The sequence below is a fragment of the Paracoccus sp. 08 genome (genome assembly GCF_024105395.1).
GTDB lineage: Bacteria > Pseudomonadota > Alphaproteobacteria > Rhodobacterales > Rhodobacteraceae > Paracoccus > Paracoccus marcusii.
Genome location: NZ_WEKR01000069.1, coordinates 112,182 through 128,443, shown reverse-complemented (window position 1 = coordinate 128,443; position 16,262 = coordinate 112,182). Strand labels below are relative to the sequence as shown.

Sequence of the window (16,262 nt, the reverse complement as noted above, 5' to 3'; positions counted from 1 at the left end):
TTGACGAACATAGGAGCTTCAACGCGGTGGCCGAAAGCTTCTTCAACCTCCTCAAGCGGGAACGGATCAGACGGCGAACCTATCGGACCCGCGAAGAAGCCAGACAGGACGTGTTCAATTACATCGAGATGTTCTACAACCCGAAGCGCAAGCATGCGAGGAACGGGATGCTGTCACCAGTCGAGTTCGAACGGCAGCAGAAGATGACACACGAAGCTGTCTAAGAAACTCGGGGCTATTCACAAAGCGCGGCATTCATCGCGATATACTTTCGTATATTCACGGTCTGGAAGAACAATTTTACCGTCTGCAGACGATGTTCTGCACGTTAAGGTTGTACATGATGCCAGAACGTTCGGGGTTTGGCCTACCCGTCGCGACGCGCTCGCAGAGCCGGCGGCGACCGCAGATCGGCATCAAACAGCCCAGACTGAGGCCTACAACGCTTGACCGGGAGGCGTCAGCTCATAAAGGACCCGGCGCTCAACCTGCAGGCCGCGCTTTCCTGCGATCAGCCGTGATCTCTCCATGCGCTTGAGGAGAGGAACGATCGTGCCGGTATCAAGGCCGAGCTTGTCGCCGATCGTACCCACCGCGCCCGGAGACGTTTCGAGGAGCGAAAGGATCACCAGTTAGTGGGGGAAGGTAGTACCAAGCGGCTCCAGGAACCGCCTGTTCACCCGCATGAGGCACATTTCTACCAACGTCAAATCGCCGCTCGCCACATCCGATACCGCCCCTGCCCGGTCATCTCCCGGATCAGACCCTGTTCCTCCATCCACGCGAGGTTACGCTGGACGGCCGCGCGACTAGCGCCGGTCAGGGCCTCAGCCATTGGGGCGGAGATGAGCGGCCATTCGGTCAGCACGGCGCGCAAGGCTGGTGGCGTGCGGCCCGACAGCGGGGTCATTGCGCCCTTCGCCCCCTCCGCCCACGCCTCGATATCATCAAGATGGCGCATCGCGGTCAGACATGCCGTGTCCATCCCGGCGAGCCACCGCGCCAGACGCTCAGCGGGCGGGCCGCCAGCACGCAGCCCCCCTGCCCCGCCCATGGCCAGAGGCGCAAAGACCGCACCCTTGCCGTTTCCGGCCGCGATCCGTGCGGCTGTGACCGCCTTTTCCATCTGATCGCCCTGGTGCCCGAGCCCGGCAAGGCTCCAGAGGTGAAAGCCCATGCAAGCGCGGGTGATCGGGTGCAGAGCCATTGCTTGCGCCATCAGGTCAAGCCAGCCGCCTGCGCGATCCGCGAAGAGCTCCGCATCAGCCCCTATGTTCTCCGGGTCGCGGCGGTCGAGAAAGGCGGACAGATCCCCTTCCGGACCCGGCCCGCCTGCCAGTCGGCGCACTGCCCACCCGACACCCGCGAGCGCGCCGGTATCGTCGTGCACGCCAGACAGGCGCAGCGAGATCCACAGTGCCAGCCGGTCTGCCCCGATGCGATCACCGACAAACCAGCTCAGATCAGCTGCCTCATGCAGCGCCAACCTATGCCGCCATCCGTTCGGGCCACGCCGTAGTCGATCGTCCAGTGCCCCGAGCCTGCTCGCAACGCAGGCAAGACGGGCTGCACTGGCCGCCTCTGCCGTCCGCCAATCGTCGATGACCTTGAACTCACGGGGTTCAGCCCGTGGCCCGGGCGGCAGGTCGTCGGGCTCGTCGTTGATCGGACCGGGCAGAAACCACAGGTCGCCCTCGGATGTCTCATCTACCTCTCCGGCATCCGGAAGAGCGTCGCCAAAATAACCAGGTGGAGTAGGTCCTTGGGTTTTCATAAGTGCAGAATACACATCTTTTGCATCTTACCTAAGGGTTTAATTTTGAGGTGCTAGCGGCCCCTGTGGAGCCTGTCTGGGCAATGTCCTCGGTTAGCTCTCTGGATGTGCTCGTAGGGTGAAAACCTCGGGCTTTTTGCGGAGCAGCGTCACAGAATGGGGCATTGCATCTGTTTACAAACGGTCATTTGGTAACGCTATGCGAAACTGTAACTCCGGCCTTTTGATGCCTCTGATTGCCTAAGGCGCTTGACATAGGATCAGAACCCAACTTCGCCGCCATACGCGCCGTTATGGATTGGCCTAGTACCAATGCTTTTCGACCTGACGTTCCGCGACCACCAGCTTTGGTAGTGCGACGCCCCTAGCTTGCCGAGAAAAGCTTGACCAACGGTGTCCACCGCCATTGGTGGCATGATTTTTTGGCCCATATCACGAAAAGACTTGCACGAATCTAATCGCCCCAGCAATAGTCTCGAAAAATACCGCGCAGTCACATAAAAAACGCGCCCAAGAATCGAGGCAGGGATGAGCGAAGCCGAGCAGGACCTGGACATTGCCATTGGGCATTACGCAGAGCTTCTCGCGTCTAACCTTCACGCGCAACGTGCAGCCCATTTCCCTCCTGACGCCAAGAAAGCGATGCGCAGCCTGACCAGCGGTGAAGCGGCCGAGTTGCTGGGCGTCGATCATACCTATCTTCGAAAGCTTCATCGAGAAGGCAAGATCGCCGACGTCGAGACGACCGCGGGAAGTCATCGTCGGTATACGTTGGACGATGTTTGGGAAATTCGCCACGCCCTTGAGAAAAATGCAAAAAAGCCTGGGTCTTATGTTCCAGGGCGCCGTGCCGGGGACGAACTTAAGATCGTCTCCGTCGTGAACTTCAAAGGCGGCTCCGGCAAGACTACGACATCAGCTCATCTCGCGCAGCGCCTTGCGCTCAAGGGGTATCGGGTGCTCGCAATCGATCTCGACCCTCAGGCATCCCTTTCCGCGCTGCATGGCATCCAACCAGAACTGGACCTTATGGATGGCGGAACTCTCTATGACGCCGTGCGCTATCATGAGCCGGTTCCTATTTCGGAGGTGATCCGCAAGACATACATCCGCGGTCTCGATTTAATTCCTGGCAATCTTGAACTCATGGAATTTGAGCACGAAACGCCCGCTGCCATCCAGCGCGGCGGCGCACGTGCCTTTTTCGCACGTGTGCGTGACGCGCTTGATAGCGTCGAGGCGGATTATGACATCGTTGTTATCGACTGCCCGCCGCAGCTTGGTTTCCTGACCATGTCCGCCTTGTCAGCTTCCTCTGGGGTCCTTGTAACCGTTCACCCGCAAATGCTCGATCTTATGTCCATGTCACAGTTCCTGCGAATGACCGCTGATCTGCTTGGCGTCATCCGGGATGCCGGCGCAAACCTTCGCTTCGACTGGCTGCGTTTCCTGCCGACCCGATACAAGGTGGGTGACGCCCCACAAACTGAGGTCATTGCCTTTATCCGCGGCCTTTTTGGTAGGTCGGTGCTGACCAACCACATGGTTGAATCTACCGCGATTTCGGATGCTGGGCTGACAAAGCAGACCCTCTATGAGGCGGACAAGAAGGACTTCACGCGTCAGACTTTCGAGCGTGCAAGTGACTCTATGAACGCTGTCAACGACGAGATCGCTGCGATCATCCAGAACACGTGGGGACGTAATGGCAAGAAAGCCTAAGCTGGGGCTACCTTTACAAACCTTACGCAACGCGCCTGACGCGCTTGAGGGGCGGAGGCTCCGGGGTGGGATTTTCGAGATTGAAACCGGCGATATCGATACTACAGGTCGGCTCGACGACCGGCTGCACATTGAGATCGAAAGTCTTAAAGTTTCGATCTCCAAAAATGGCCAACGAGTCCCTATCCTTGTTTGTCCGATCGAGGGCGATCGCTACCGCCTGATCTATGGTCGTCGTCGGCTTGAAGCTTGTAGGGAGCTTGGGATCAAGGTCCGCGCCATCGTTACGGAAGTGGAGAGCGATCAGCCGCTTCGCGATCAGCTTTTGGAGAACCAGGAGCGGCGGGATCTGAGCTTTATCGAACGTGCACTAGTTGCCGCGGCGCTGCTTGATGGGGATCATCTCAACGCGTCCGAACGCACTAACAAGGGTATCGCAGAGGTTCTTAATCTAACCGAGGCCGGAGTTTCACAGCTGTTAAGCGTAGTGCGTACCGTTGGGGAGAACTTGGTTCTTGCCATTGGCGCAGCGCCAGGTATCGGTCGCCCCCGATGGGAAGAGCTCAAGAAGTTGCTTGGGACCGCGAAAGTTGATCGCGAATGGCTTGCTGCCATGGCCGCCGACGTCAGGACCGCCCACCAAGGTGGCATTGACGAAAAATCTGATCAGGCATTTTTGGCGGTTCTTTTAGCCGCTGGTAAATCCAAACACGCAATGTCCTCCTCTTATCCGCGCGGGGGGGCTGGCACTGTTATTCCGGGGGTCGGTGCCGCAACTGTCACCACCGGACGCCGTGGCAAGCAACTCAAACTTGAGTTGAAGGCTGAGGAGAGTGAATTTGTCAGCTGGTTAGAGGGCAATGCCCCGCGGCTGATAGCCGAGCTTCACGAGCGTTGGAAACGTTCGGAAGACTGAGTAAGAGCAACAAACAAAAGGGAGGCACGAAACAGGCAGAAAAGAAAAGGCCCCAAGAAGCAAGCTTCTCGAGACCTTTCTTAGGTTTCTCGCGGGGCCAGCCCGCTACAAAACTTAGTTTTCGCACTTCTGAGTGTAGCGATTTGGCCCCTTTCCCGCAAGCGCAAAGCGATTTGCGGGCCAGGGAAACTTTGCCTTCGTGAATGACATCATGGAGTACACACCAATTTCGCCGTTTATGCGGCCGATCTCGCACGCCCATTTGCGCCTGGTCGAGCGACCTGAGGGTTCTGTCTCTGGCAGGCCGGTGAACAAATGGGAACTCTTCCGCGAGCTGTCTAAGGCGCAGGCCACATTTGGAATCTCCGAACGCGATTTGACCGTCCTGCAGGGTCTTCTCAGCTTCTTTCCGAATGATGCACTTGGTGAGAATGCCCAGATGGTCGTGTTTCCCTCGAACAAGGCAATCTGTGAGCGGCTAAATGGGATGCCCTGCTCTACAATGCGTCGCCACCTCGCCCGTCTGGTGGGAGCGGGCTTGCTCATACGGCATGACAGCCCAAACGGGAAGCGTTATGCCCGCAGGCGAGGCGATGAACGCGTGGCTTTTGGCTTAGATCTGTCACCACTTTACTGCCGAGCAGAGCAGATCGCACGAGCCGCAGATGCCGTGCGAGAGGCAGAGGAACGTGCGCGTCGCTTGAGAGAGGTCGTGAGCCTCATGCGGCGCGATCTCGCGGCCTTGGCTGTGTTTGGTAAGGATATCTATCCTGGGCTCGGGTTCTGGGATCAGATCCACAACACTTCTCTAGTCACGGCTCGCGCACTCCGCCGCAAGCTTTCACTCGAGGAACTCTTCGCTTATCGCGGGGATCTTCAAGTCCTTCTCGACCAGGCACGCAACATATTTGACGGACCTGAAACAGAAGAATTGAGCACCAATGGTGCCCACTCTGAGCGCCACCATCATAATTCAGATAAAGAATATATTGATTTTGAACCGGCCTTAGAAAAAGGTGGGGCCGTGGCCGCGGCCGCCGAACCTGAAAATTATCCTGATGAGTCTGAGGCTGACATCGTGGAAGCCGACCAAAGACTAGGGCCAAATATTCCCCTTCATTTGGTGATCGCAGGCTGCCCAACGCTGGCCACTTTCTACCAAGGAGATATTCGACACTGGCACCAACTTTATGACGCTGCTTGCAGTGTGCGACCAGCCATGGGCATTAGCGCCTCTGTTTGGGAGGAAGCACAGCAATTTATGGGCCCCGAACAGGCGTCGATCGTCGTAGTTGCCATGCTCGAGCGGTTTTCCGATATAAAATCACCTGGAGGCTACTTGCGCGCGCTCACATCCAAGGCCGCTGCAGGCAAGTTCTCGTGTGGGCCGATGGTGATGGCGCTAATAAGTAAGAAAAATGCGGCTTAACAGCTGTTAAGTGCAGAGTAGGGCGAAGAATTAGACCGGTGCGACTTTACACCTGTTAAAAGCGGCTCTGGTAGGCTCTGTTGCAAAAAATCGGTCATGGCATTCATTTCGCGAATCCCGCATAGTAGATGGGGCAGATGAGCAGACCCACACCCCCTACAAGACCAGGAGCTGGCCCATCTGTAACGAAGGTCTGAAGCGACGTGGCTCGCTGACAATCTGGTTCGATCCCGAGATAACGTGGAGGCCGAGCCAATTGGCAAATGTGGCCGACGGCCTGACTATAGTGACGCAACTATCCAGACCTGCCTGACGATGAAGGTGTTGTTCGATATGCCGCTCAGGTAGATGACAGACATTCTTGAACGGCTTCAACGCACCCGGCATGCCCGTCACTGAAGCCGTGGGATGAACTTGGCCCATGGAAGGGGGAACCTCGAACCTCAGCCGCTTTGTGCAACAGAACCCAGCTAAACCATTAGCTTGTTTATGTGCGGCGCGTCAGGCGCAGCGCCCCTGCTTGGCGGACAGACTGGACCCCGCGCACAATTTTGTCGGTAAAGGCCGGGCTGAACGCGCCGCGTGGCGAACGTTCATCCAATGTATAGGAGGATTCCAGCACATCGGCATTCAGCTCGTTCACCATAACCCAGAGGGGAATGGAGACATCCAACTTGGCGCGCCGGGCCTCTGTTTCGGGAACAGCGATGCCGACCTGATCTGGTCTTGGCTCTTTGCTGGTGATAGCGGCAATAAACAAGACATGCTTGCCAGCTTCGTTGACGACCACAACTGCAACACAGCTCGGGCGTTTCTTGCGGCCTTCTGTCTCGCCGCGCGTGGCCTGCCATTTCCATAAGTAATGATAGCCGAATACCTGCCCGGCCTTCGGGAAATCATCGGCCATGAAAATGGCCCTCGATGCCCTTGTCCAAGAGGGTGCCCAGATCATCGGGCATGTCTGCCACGTCTACCGCAACCTGTGAGCCGTGATCGGATGTCATAGCCTCGTACTGCTGCATCGACATGACCACGAAACGTGGTTTGCGATGCTTGGTGATCGCGACCGGTGCCAAGGCTGCAGCCTCGAAGAGATCACCTGTGTTACGAGTTAGATCAGCAGCACGAAACTCTCTCATAGCAACAACCCCATAAATGTTGGTATTACCCATAATATACAGATATTCTGAATATATGGCAAGTGGTGCTGCCAGAAATAAAGTGCGGGTTAGGGCTTCTAGCATCTGTCCTCAACGGATTGCCGGCCGTCTACTCGTTAAGCCAGCCGCCCTCTCGGCTACTGTTTAGAGAAGCTAAGAGAATGTCAGAAGAACCAGCGCTATTCTTGCAGCCGCTTATCTGGTGAAGCGCAATGCAAACCTATCGCTTGCGGAAGTGACCTAGAGGTTCGTGTGTGGTCAGTCTTTGCTGCCCGTGGAGAGCGCTGCCAGAGAAGCGGTCGGTTTTCTTGCGATCTGATTCTTTAGTGCCAGCGGTCCATAGGGCGCCAGATAACCCGTTGCAGAAATCAGCGTCAAGTTGCGGGGTCTGTGTTGTCTTTCTTGACGATGCCGAAGTGGCTGCTTTGCCTTTTCAAGTCCGCCGTTTACTTAACGGCCTATAAGAGTTCTTGCCTTGCCGCGTATAGCGGACAGCTCCTCCGCTGAAATCTTCCCCTTGGCTTTGGCCTTTCGGGCACGCCAGTCCAGAGACTTGACCTGATCAGCCAGAACCGCGCTGTCCCGTGTGTCGTCTATCGGCACCTCAAAGGGATAGCCTTTGCGTTTCGTGGTTAGCGGGCAGCACAACATTAGGCCAATACGATTGTACGCAGCCGGCGATAACACAACAGCGGGACGATGCCCGGCTTGCTCATGACCGGCTTGGGGTGAAAATTCCAACCAGACGATCTCACCTGCCTCCGGCACATACTCCGCCATCAAAGCACTTCCTTTCCAATGGGCATGCCAAAGTCCACGTTTTCATGAGTATTCTCGGGAGTGATAGCCGCAAGCAACTGCGCAAGATCATAGTCCTCGCTCTCGATCGGCTCGATAACAATACGTCCGTTGTCCTCCCGCACCTCGACGGCTTGATCCAGTCGCAATCCAGCGGCAACCATAACCGAGGCCGGTATGCGCACCGAAGCACTGTTTCCCCATTTCTTGACCACTGCGCGCATCTGAACCTCCTGTAGATACAGTGTAGATACTACTCTGCATCTGGGTATGTAGCAACATCGTATCTACATTGGTGTCCGTAAGGGGATCGCTTTCCGGACGGCCAGATATGGTCTTGAAGAGCTCAAAACAGCTCAGCATATGCTGGCTGCAGTAAGTCTCAGATGACTGGTCCGATTTCTTTTGCAATGAAGGGGCGTCTATCGTTACAATTAATGGCATGACACAGATTTTGATTGGCTACGCCCGCTGCTCCACGGACAAACAGGATCTCGCTGCTCAGAAAGGCATCCTTGCCAGCCTGGGGGTCACTGCCGATCGTATCTACACTGACTACGGCTTTACCGGAACGAACCGTGCCCGCCCTGGCCTTGATCAAGCGCTTTCAGCCTTGCGCGAGGGCGATACACTGATTGTGCCGAAGCTGGACCGGCTGGCGCGTTCCGTCCCTGATGCTCGCGACATTGCCGACGGCCTCGCTGCACGCGGGATCGAGCTTCAACTTGGTGCTTCCATCCATGATCCAGCAGACCCCATGGGCAAGCTGTTCTTTAATATCCTGGCGACCTTCGCTGAGTTTGAGGCAGACCTGATCCGTATGCGGACCCGAGAAGGCATGGCAGTGGCCCGCGCCAAGGGCAAGCTGCGCGGCAAGAAGCCGAAGTTGTCAGAACGACAGCATCAGGAGCTGCGGCGCATGTATGACACTGGTGAGTATTCCATCACCGATCTGGCTGAGGTATTTTCGATCTCACGGCCGACTGTGTATCGCACCCTAGACCGGCAGGCGGCGGCTTAATGGCGGATGAGCCAAAGCCCCCACGCGCACCATCGCTCAAAAGCGAGACCCGTCAAACCAACTGGCGGCGTACCAATCCGCCAAAGTATCAGGCTCACCTTGCTGTTCAGCGGGCGGTTACCTCGGGTGCCCTAGAAAAACAGGTCTGCGAGGTATGCGGGGCTGCAAAGGTCGATGCTCATCACGACCGGTATGATGAACCATTGAGCGTGCGGTGGCTCTGCCGCCGCCATCACGTCAAATTACACTATTATGGTGAGGATATGTTTCCTGTCGGCCGACCGCAGGCGGAGTAGGGCGCGAGTTCTAATAGGATTAAAGTTCGTTCTGTCGGCTAAAAGGATCATCACGCGAAGCAGACGGAAGGGCAGCACTCATGCACCGACACGAAGAGCCCTTTTCGCCTGACCCTAACCGGCGGCGCAAGACACATAGGAGGCATTTCGTAGCGAGGAGTATTGAAAAGGACGGATTAAGACGCAGTAGCCCGAACGTGCGCTGCGTTGCGCTTTGCGTATATGAGCCTTCTGGTTGCGCGCTGCGTCGCATCCGTCTAGGCGCAATGGCAATCGATCACGCGCCCGTGAGGTCATTGAAAGTAGCGAAGAATGTCTCACATTCGGAACAGTAGGCCAGCACAATAACACATGGCAGGGATGACAGGAGCGCAAGCCTTGGCAATCCTTCTTCCGTCGGGTCGAGGAACGGGGCATAGAGGAGGAACTATTTTGTCGAAGACTATGAAAGCCGCTGTCGTTCGTAAATTCGGTGCACCCCTGAGCATTGATGAAGTCCCAATTCCGCAGGTCTCTGACGGAATGATCCAAGTCGCGATCCGCGCCTCTGGCGTCTGCCACACGGATTTGCACGCGGCCGAAGGCGACTGGCCCGTCAAACCCGAACCGCCCTTCATCCCCGGCCACGAGGGTGTAGGCTATGTCTCGGCAGTCGGCAAAGGCGTGAAGAACGTCAAAGAAGGTGACCGCGTCGGTGTGCCATGGCTTTACACCGCCTGTGGGTGCTGCAGGCATTGCTTGGGCGGATGGGAAACGCTGTGCGAAAGCCAGCAGAACACCGGCTACTCGGTCAATGGCGGCTTTGCCGATTACGTTGTCGCAGACCCCAATTATGTGGGCCACCTGCCCGCAGGCAGCGATTTTGCCGAGATCGCGCCCATCCTTTGCGCGGGTGTTACGGTCTACAAAGGCCTGAAAATGACCGACACCAAACCCGGCGACACCGTTGCCATTTCCGGCATCGGTGGCTTGGGCCATATGGCCGTGCAATATGCGGTGGCGATGGGGCTCAACGTCGTGGCCGTAGATATCGATGAGGCCAAACTTGATCTCGCACGCCGGTTGGGTGCCAAACTGACCGTCAATGCGCGCGAGATTGCCGATCCCGCAGCCTTTGTCCGCAAAGAAACCGACGGTGGCGTCAATGGCGTTCTGGTCACGGCCGTAAGCGAAAAGGCTTTCGAGCAGGCGGTCGGCATGGTCGGGCGTGGCGGCACGGTGTCCCTCAACGGCCTTCCTCCGGGGGACTTCCCGCTCAATATCTTCGGCATGGTGCTCAATGGTGTCACCGTGCGTGGCTCTATCGTCGGCAGCCGGCTCGATTTGCAGGAATCGCTCGACTTCGCCGCCGCAGGCAAGGTCAAGGCCACCATCACCAAAGCCCCGCTTGAAGATATCAACACCGTCTTCGACCGCATGCGCAAAGGCCAGATCGAAGGCCGCATGGTGCTCGATCTGGGCAACTGACAGCCGCAGGCCCCTCGGCGTGCCACGGCATCCTCAGGGCATACAGGCTCCCGCCCGCCGAAAGGTGGGCGGGAGCACATCCCGTTGCCGCGTAGGCATCTCGGTGAGCTCCATTCCAGCCGATCACATCCCGATGAAACCGCGCCGGTCGCGGTTTCGGGCAAATTCCTCTGGGATGATCTGCGGCAGGATCAATTCAACTTCACCGGCCTCTATCATCGCGGAAAGAGCGTCGAGCAAAGGCATATGGCGTGGATCCTTCGTGAGATCCAGCCACACAGATGTATCGATCAAAAGTCTGAGTTTCATCCTTGCTCCATATGAAGGTGAAAACACCGCCTTAGCACCGAACGGCCGCTTCGTCCCGCATAGCAGACCCTCGCTCGCTACTCTAAACCGTCTGCTTTGCGGACCAAGCGGTCAGTCACTTCGGAGGCTAACAAGAACTAACCAATGTGGTGGCGAACGAGAAAGCGGTCCTTCGATCAAGGCGCAGCGAGACGCCGCCGCCTAGGTAAGCCGATGATGAGTTCTGCTGACAAGGGCCGCCGTATCCTTTAACCCGAGGTCAAGATCACTCTCAGACGGATACACGAATTGCCTCGCAAGCAAGCGGCTCCCCGCACAGCTGATGTCATGACCGAGGCAGATCGTCTCGATGCGCTGCATGCGCATAATATTCTCGATACGGCCCCGGAAGTTGGTTTTGACGACATTGTCCGACTTGCCACGCGGCTCTGTGATGCCCCGGTTGCGCTGATCAGCCTGGTGGACGCCGACCGACAATGGTTCAAGGCAAGGGCCGGTTTTGAGCCTTCCGAAACACCGATCGAGCAGTCCGTCTGCAAGCACGCCATCGGGCATCGCGACCTGCTGGTCATTCCCGACCTGTCCATGGATGCCCGAACCCGGTCAAATCCACTGGTTCTGAATAACCCGTATCTGCGGTTCTATGCCGGCGCGCCGCTGGTCACGCCGGAGGGACTGACGCTTGGCACCATATGCGTCATCGACCATGCCCCACGCCCCGGAGGGCTGACGGATGGTCAGGCCGATGATTTAAGGGCGTTGGCCCGGCAGGTCATGAGCCTTATGGAGATGCGCCGCCTTATTGCCAGCCGCGGCGACTTGCTTCTTCAGGCGGAACAGCAGCGGAAGAAGGCGACACATGAGCACCTGGAATTGTCTGCAATGTTCGATCAGGCGCCCAGCTTCATGGCGCTGCTGAAAGGCCCTGATCATGTCTTCGACCTGGTCAATCCTGCATATTGTCGACTGGTCGGAAGCCGGCAGCTTATTGGCAGGACTTTTGCGGAAGCACTGCCGGACGCGGCACAACAGGGATACATGGACCTCCTCCACGAAGCCTATCGGTCGGGCCAGTCGTTCACGCAAACGGGCGCACGTTACGCAATTCAGACAGACCCCCATTCCCCCGTAGATGAACGGTTCGTCGATTTTGTTTGTCAGCCGACCCGGGATGAGAAAGGGATCGTGACCGGCATCTTCATAGAGGGCTCGGATGTCACCGAGCATGTCCGCCAAACCAGACGCACGTCGGCGCTTGCTGATCTCAGCGAGCAGTTGCGCGATCTGAGCGATGCCAATGACATTGCGCGAGCCGCCGCGGAGTGCTTGGCCCAAGCCATCGGCGGCAGCTGTATCGGTTTTGGAAAGGTTGACTTAGGACACGAAAAAATTGAGGTGCCGGTAGACTGGTGCGACGCCTCTGGCGTCAGTGTAGTCGGGTCTCACCATTTCAGATCATTTGGCTCCTATGTCGAGGATTTGAAACGCGGTGAGACTGTCATCATTCCAGACGTTGAGAAGGACCCCAGGACAGCCAGTCAGTCAGATGGTCTTGAGATCATCCATTCCAGAGCCCTCCTGAATTTGCCGATCATGGTGCGCGGTGTTCTCGACACGGTCATCTTCGTCCTGAATGCGCAGGTGCGGGAATGGACGTCGGAGGAAATCGACCTGGTGCGGCAGGTCGGTGACCGGACGCATGGGGCGATCGCCCGGGCGCGGGCCGAACAGGAGCAGCATATTCTGAACGAAGAACTCAGCCATCGCATGAAGAACACGCTAGCAATCGTTCAGGCCATTGCAACTCAGACACTCCGGGAGGTTACTGAAAGGGGCGCCGTGACGGCCCTGACGCAACGTATCGGGGCGCTGTCTCGCGCCCATGATGCGCTTTTGAAGACGCGATGGGCTTCCGCTGCCCTACAGGACGTGGCCACGGCAACTTTGGCGGCTTTCGATCAGACGGGACGGTTCCAGCTGAACGGCCCCACTCTGCAAATCGGACCCAGGGCCACATTGTCCCTGTCCTTACTGCTACATGAGTTGGCGACCAACGCGATCAAGTATGGCGCTTTGTCCGTTCAGGAAGGTCAGGTTGCGATCACCTGGGGTATCGAAAAAGGTGACGAGGAAGACATTCTCAGGATGAGCTGGACAGAAACCGGAGGTCCCCCGGTGCATCAGCCATCGGGCAAAGGGTTCGGATCAAGACTGATTAGCATGGGATTGATCGGAACCGGCGGCGTGGAACTTCGTTACAACCAGTCGGGCCTGATCGCTTCGATGGAAGCCCCGCTGTCTCAGATGCAGCAGCCCTGAGACGGAAAGACCCAATGGCCCAGTATGCTCCCCTGAAACGCCAGCTAGTGCTGGTCGTTGAAGATGAACCAATCCTTCGCATGGCCGCGCTCGACATGGTCGAAGATGCAGGCTTCGAGGCTGTCGAAGCCACTGACGCAACCGATGCGATCAAGATCCTGGAAACTCGCCCGGATATTCGCATCGTCTTTACCGACGTCGATATGCCGCGGGGCATAGATGGTCTTAAGCTCGCCGCGCTGATCCGCGAGCGCTGGCCACCTATCCACGTCATCGTGACCTCCGGGAAAGTGGAAATCGGCAGGATGAAGCTGCCTGTCGATTGCGTCTTCTTCGGCAAGCCTTACGACGAACGGCGTGTCGTCGCGGAAATGAACCGTATGAGCAGGATCTGCTGATACGCAGCGGCGTGCGCTGCCGAGGCTAGCTAATTACCCGCTGCACTAAAGCCTTATGGCGTCTGTATTTGCAGGCCCGCGGCCTCATTGCTCAATGTCCGCTTTGGACACAGTGATTCCAAATCTAGATCGACATTCCAAGCAACGGGGATCGGCAGCTCAGGGCTCCTTACGTCGATGCCCGATCGCGGCATTGGCGGCAGCTATGCGGGACCTTGCTGCCGTTCACGAATGATCACGGGTCTCTGATTTGTCGTTTGAAATCATGCAAAACGCTTTGCCCCTGCAACGCAGGCCACGATGAGCAGCGCCACAACGATCATGGACCAGGCCACAGGTTCACCTAGCACTGCACCCGCTAGTGCTAGCCCAAAGAACGGTTGCAGGAGCTGCAACTGGCCGACCCCCGCGATGCCACCAAGGGCAAGCCCTCGATACCAGAACACGAAGCCGACCCACATGCTGAAGACGGAGACGTAGCCTAGGCCCAGCCAAACCGGGATCGTCACGCGGGTCCAGTCGGACGGCCATGTTCCCACTGCGAGAACGGCCATGATAGGTGCGGCCAGAAGCAGTGCCCACGAGATGACCTGCCAGCCGCCGAGGCGACGGGAAAGAACGGCTCCCTCCGCATATCCCAGTCCACAGATCAGGATCGCGGCCAGCATCAGCAGATCGCCGGTGAGGGTGCCATTAGCAGTCTGCGACCAAGCATAAAGCGCGACGAGCAGGCTCCCCCCACAAGAGAATAGCCAAAAAGCTCGCCGAGGGCGCTCCCCGCCCCGGATCACCCCGCAGATGGCCGTTGCCAGCGGTAAGAGGCCGATGAATACGATGGAGCGGGCCGAGGTGATGTGCTGCAAGGCAAGAGCAGTCATCAATGGAAAGCCGATCACGACACCCGCAGCCACAATCGCCAGCGAAGGAAGATCGCTTGTTGAGGGTCGGGCCTGACGCCAGAGCATTAGCGCCACCACCGCCAGAACCGCTGCGATGACGGCGCGGACCGAAGTGAGAAACATCGGAGAAAGGCCAGATACCGCCACTCGTGTGGCCGGTAAGGATGCACTGAATATAATCACGCCGATGAGGCCGCTGCCCCATCCCTTGCTTGCAAGTCCCATAACTGCCCTCGTTGTTTTACCCCGGTGTTATGAGAAGGCCGCTGGTGGAGACAGGCACGGGAGGCATACAAAAGCACCGAACTGTATTCCCCAACCAACCCATACGGCTGGCCATGACAAACCGGACGACACAGGTGATGGACGCGATCCGCCACATGATCGCAGCACGGACGCTTCTTGCGGGGGAGCGGGTGCCGTCAATCCGCGGCCTTGCGGCGAAGATGGGCGTCTCGCCTTCGACTGTCGTCGAGGCCTATGACCGGCTGGTGGCGGATGGGGTGATCCTATCCCGGCCGGGTTCCGGCTTCTATGTTGCGAACCGCGCAGCTTTCACGAACCTACGGCCTCCGGCCACCGATCTGGACCGATCGGTCGATCCGCTTTGGGTGTCGCGGCAATCACTGGACGCGGCGCGTGGTGTGCTGAAGCCGGGATGTGGGTGGATGCCGCCCGACTGGATGCCGCAGGCGGCGATCCGGCGCGCGCTGCGTCAGATCAGCCGAAGCGACGATGCCCTTCTAGCGGATTACGGCAGCTCGCGCGGAGGGCAAGACCTGCGGTACCTCCTGGCGCGGCAATGCGCTGAGGAAGGTTTGCCGGTCGATCCCGACATGGTGCTACTGACCGGTTCAGGATCGCAGACACTCGACCTGATCTGTCGTCTCCTGCTGCGGCCAGGGGATACGGTTTTGGTCGATGATCCCTGCTACTTCAACTTTCAGGCGCTGCTGCGCGTTCTTGGGGTCCGGATCGTTTCGGTGCCCTTCACACGGGAAGGCCCTGATCTGACTGCGTTCGCCGAAGCGCTAAGAATTCATCGCCCAAGCCTCTACCTCACGAACTCGGCGCTGCAGAACCCGACCGGTGCCACACTATCGGCACAAACCGCGCACCGTCTGCTGTTGCTGGCATCGGAGTGGGATCTGACCATTGTAGAGGATGACACATTCGCTTCTTTGGAGCCGGACCTGTCACCTCGCCTCGCAATCCTCGACGGCTTGCAGCGCGTCATTCGGATCGGCAGCTTTTCCAAAACGCTATCGGCTGCAGCGCGCTGTGGCTACGTCGTAGCACGGCCGGAACTTGTTGAGGCGCTGACGGACTTGCAGGTCGCCACTAACTTTGGGGGGCCGAGCCCCGTCGCTGCTGAAATCGTCCGGATCACGCTGGCGGACGGAAGCTACCGCAAGCACATCGTCGCCACCCGAACCCGGCTGGCACGGGCGCGGCGGGACGCCTCCGAGAGGTTGGAACGGCTTGGGATCGTACCCTGGCTCATGCCCCGCGGCGGCATCTACCTGTGGTGCCAGTTGCCGGAGGGGAAGGACGCGCAATCCCTGGCAAGGACCGTGCTGGAGAGAGGGATAATCCTCGCCCCTGGCAACGTTTTCAGCGCCGCAGGGACGGCGGGAGACTTCTTGCGCCTAAACGTCAGCCAAGTAGCGCCCTCTATCTATGAGGAATTGGCAAAGGCCCTGCGAACGGTGGCTTAGAACTCCAGTCGGCAAAAAAGCTTGGAGAAAGGATAG

At 58.0% G+C, this 16,262-nt stretch carries 16 protein-coding genes and 1 pseudogene; 10 read left to right on the top strand and 7 right to left on the bottom strand.

The window, feature by feature from the left end; translation table 11 throughout:
- Window positions 1-224: IS3 family transposase (locus GBO37_RS18135; protein WP_252930299.1), on the top strand; the 224-nt coding region annotated here is incomplete at its 5' end.
- Between the two features lie 482 nt (window positions 225-706).
- Here the strand turns inward: GBO37_RS18135 and GBO37_RS18130 are convergent.
- Entirely contained in the window at window positions 707-1,774 is a 1,068-nt protein-coding gene (locus GBO37_RS18130) for a hypothetical protein (protein WP_252930297.1), read from the bottom strand.
- 528 nt (window positions 1,775-2,302) lie between these two features.
- On the opposite strand from GBO37_RS18130, the gene repA reads away from it, so the two are divergent.
- The 4 genes and pseudogenes from repA to GBO37_RS18110 all read left to right on the top strand — a co-directional run.
- On the top strand, window positions 2,303-3,496 hold the full coding sequence (gene repA, locus GBO37_RS18125) for a plasmid partitioning protein RepA (protein ID WP_127899687.1): 1,194 nt from the start codon (window positions 2,303-2,305) through the stop codon (window positions 3,494-3,496).
- Window positions 3,480-4,412: a ParB/RepB/Spo0J family partition protein gene (locus GBO37_RS18120; RefSeq protein WP_127899688.1), complete on the top strand. Its 933-nt coding sequence runs from the start codon at window positions 3,480-3,482 to the stop codon at window positions 4,410-4,412. The genes repA and GBO37_RS18120 overlap by 17 nt, the downstream gene beginning before the upstream one ends.
- Before the next feature lie 211 nt (window positions 4,413-4,623).
- Window positions 4,624-5,841 (top strand): plasmid replication protein RepC, encoded by a 1,218-nt coding sequence (gene repC, locus GBO37_RS18115; RefSeq protein ID WP_252930301.1) that lies wholly within the window; start codon window positions 4,624-4,626, stop codon window positions 5,839-5,841.
- A 121-nt stretch (window positions 5,842-5,962) separates the two neighbouring features.
- A pseudogene (locus tag GBO37_RS18110) lies at window positions 5,963-6,186 on the top strand (transposase); the annotation flags it as partial.
- A gap of 142 nt (window positions 6,187-6,328) precedes the next feature.
- Here GBO37_RS18110 and GBO37_RS18105 read toward each other — a convergent pair.
- The 4 genes from GBO37_RS18105 to GBO37_RS18090 form a co-directional block, all read right to left on the bottom strand.
- Entirely contained in the window at window positions 6,329-6,748 is a 420-nt protein-coding gene (locus tag GBO37_RS18105; protein ID WP_252930296.1) for a hypothetical protein, read from the bottom strand.
- Window positions 6,738-7,085: a type II toxin-antitoxin system Phd/YefM family antitoxin gene (locus GBO37_RS18100; RefSeq protein ID WP_252930295.1), complete on the bottom strand. Its 348-nt coding sequence runs from the start codon at window positions 7,083-7,085 to the stop codon at window positions 6,738-6,740. Before GBO37_RS18100 ends, GBO37_RS18105 begins: the two co-directional genes overlap by 11 nt.
- 366 nt (window positions 7,086-7,451) lie before the next feature.
- Window positions 7,452-7,781, bottom strand: coding sequence for an endoribonuclease MazF (gene mazF, locus GBO37_RS18095; protein ID WP_046001714.1), 330 nt, complete (start codon window positions 7,779-7,781; stop codon window positions 7,452-7,454).
- Window positions 7,781-8,023: an AbrB/MazE/SpoVT family DNA-binding domain-containing protein gene (locus GBO37_RS18090; RefSeq protein WP_046001713.1), complete on the bottom strand. Its 243-nt coding sequence runs from the start codon at window positions 8,021-8,023 to the stop codon at window positions 7,781-7,783. The genes mazF and GBO37_RS18090 overlap by 1 nt, the downstream gene beginning before the upstream one ends.
- A 218-nt stretch (window positions 8,024-8,241) precedes the next feature.
- On the opposite strand from GBO37_RS18090, the gene GBO37_RS18085 reads away from it, so the two are divergent.
- Together GBO37_RS18085 and adhP are read left to right on the top strand one after the other, a co-directional pair.
- Window positions 8,242-8,820, top strand: a complete 579-nt coding sequence (locus GBO37_RS18085; RefSeq protein WP_252930294.1) for a recombinase family protein — start codon at window positions 8,242-8,244, stop codon at window positions 8,818-8,820.
- 728 nt (window positions 8,821-9,548) lie between these two features.
- Window positions 9,549-10,583 carry an alcohol dehydrogenase AdhP gene (gene adhP / locus GBO37_RS18080; RefSeq protein ID WP_038148855.1) on the top strand — a complete coding sequence of 345 codons (1,035 nt, stop codon included), beginning with the start codon at window positions 9,549-9,551 and terminating at the stop codon, window positions 10,581-10,583.
- Window positions 10,584-10,706: 123 nt separating this feature from the next.
- Here the strand turns inward: adhP and GBO37_RS18075 are convergent, their stop codons facing one another.
- Entirely contained in the window at window positions 10,707-10,892 is a 186-nt protein-coding gene (locus GBO37_RS18075) for a PIN domain-containing protein (RefSeq protein WP_038148853.1), read from the bottom strand.
- Window positions 10,893-11,219: 327 nt separating this feature from the next.
- Here GBO37_RS18075 and GBO37_RS18070 point away from each other — a divergent pair, with 327 nt between their 5' ends.
- Together GBO37_RS18070 and GBO37_RS18065 are read left to right on the top strand one after the other, a co-directional pair.
- Window positions 11,220-13,211, top strand: coding sequence for a GAF domain-containing protein (locus tag GBO37_RS18070; protein ID WP_252930292.1), 1,992 nt, complete (start codon window positions 11,220-11,222; stop codon window positions 13,209-13,211).
- 14 nt (window positions 13,212-13,225) lie between these two features.
- On the top strand, window positions 13,226-13,609 hold the full coding sequence (locus GBO37_RS18065; RefSeq protein ID WP_252930290.1) for a response regulator: 384 nt from the start codon (window positions 13,226-13,228) through the stop codon (window positions 13,607-13,609).
- 263 nt (window positions 13,610-13,872) lie between these two features.
- Here the strand turns inward: GBO37_RS18065 and GBO37_RS18060 are convergent, their stop codons facing one another.
- Window positions 13,873-14,733: a DMT family transporter gene (locus tag GBO37_RS18060; protein ID WP_252930288.1), complete on the bottom strand. Its 861-nt coding sequence runs from the start codon at window positions 14,731-14,733 to the stop codon at window positions 13,873-13,875.
- A 137-nt stretch (window positions 14,734-14,870) separates the two neighbouring features.
- Here GBO37_RS18060 and GBO37_RS18055 point away from each other — a divergent pair, with 137 nt between their 5' ends.
- Window positions 14,871-16,226, top strand: coding sequence for a PLP-dependent aminotransferase family protein (locus GBO37_RS18055; protein WP_252930300.1), 1,356 nt, complete (start codon window positions 14,871-14,873; stop codon window positions 16,224-16,226).
- Window positions 16,227-16,262 lie beyond the last annotated feature (36 nt).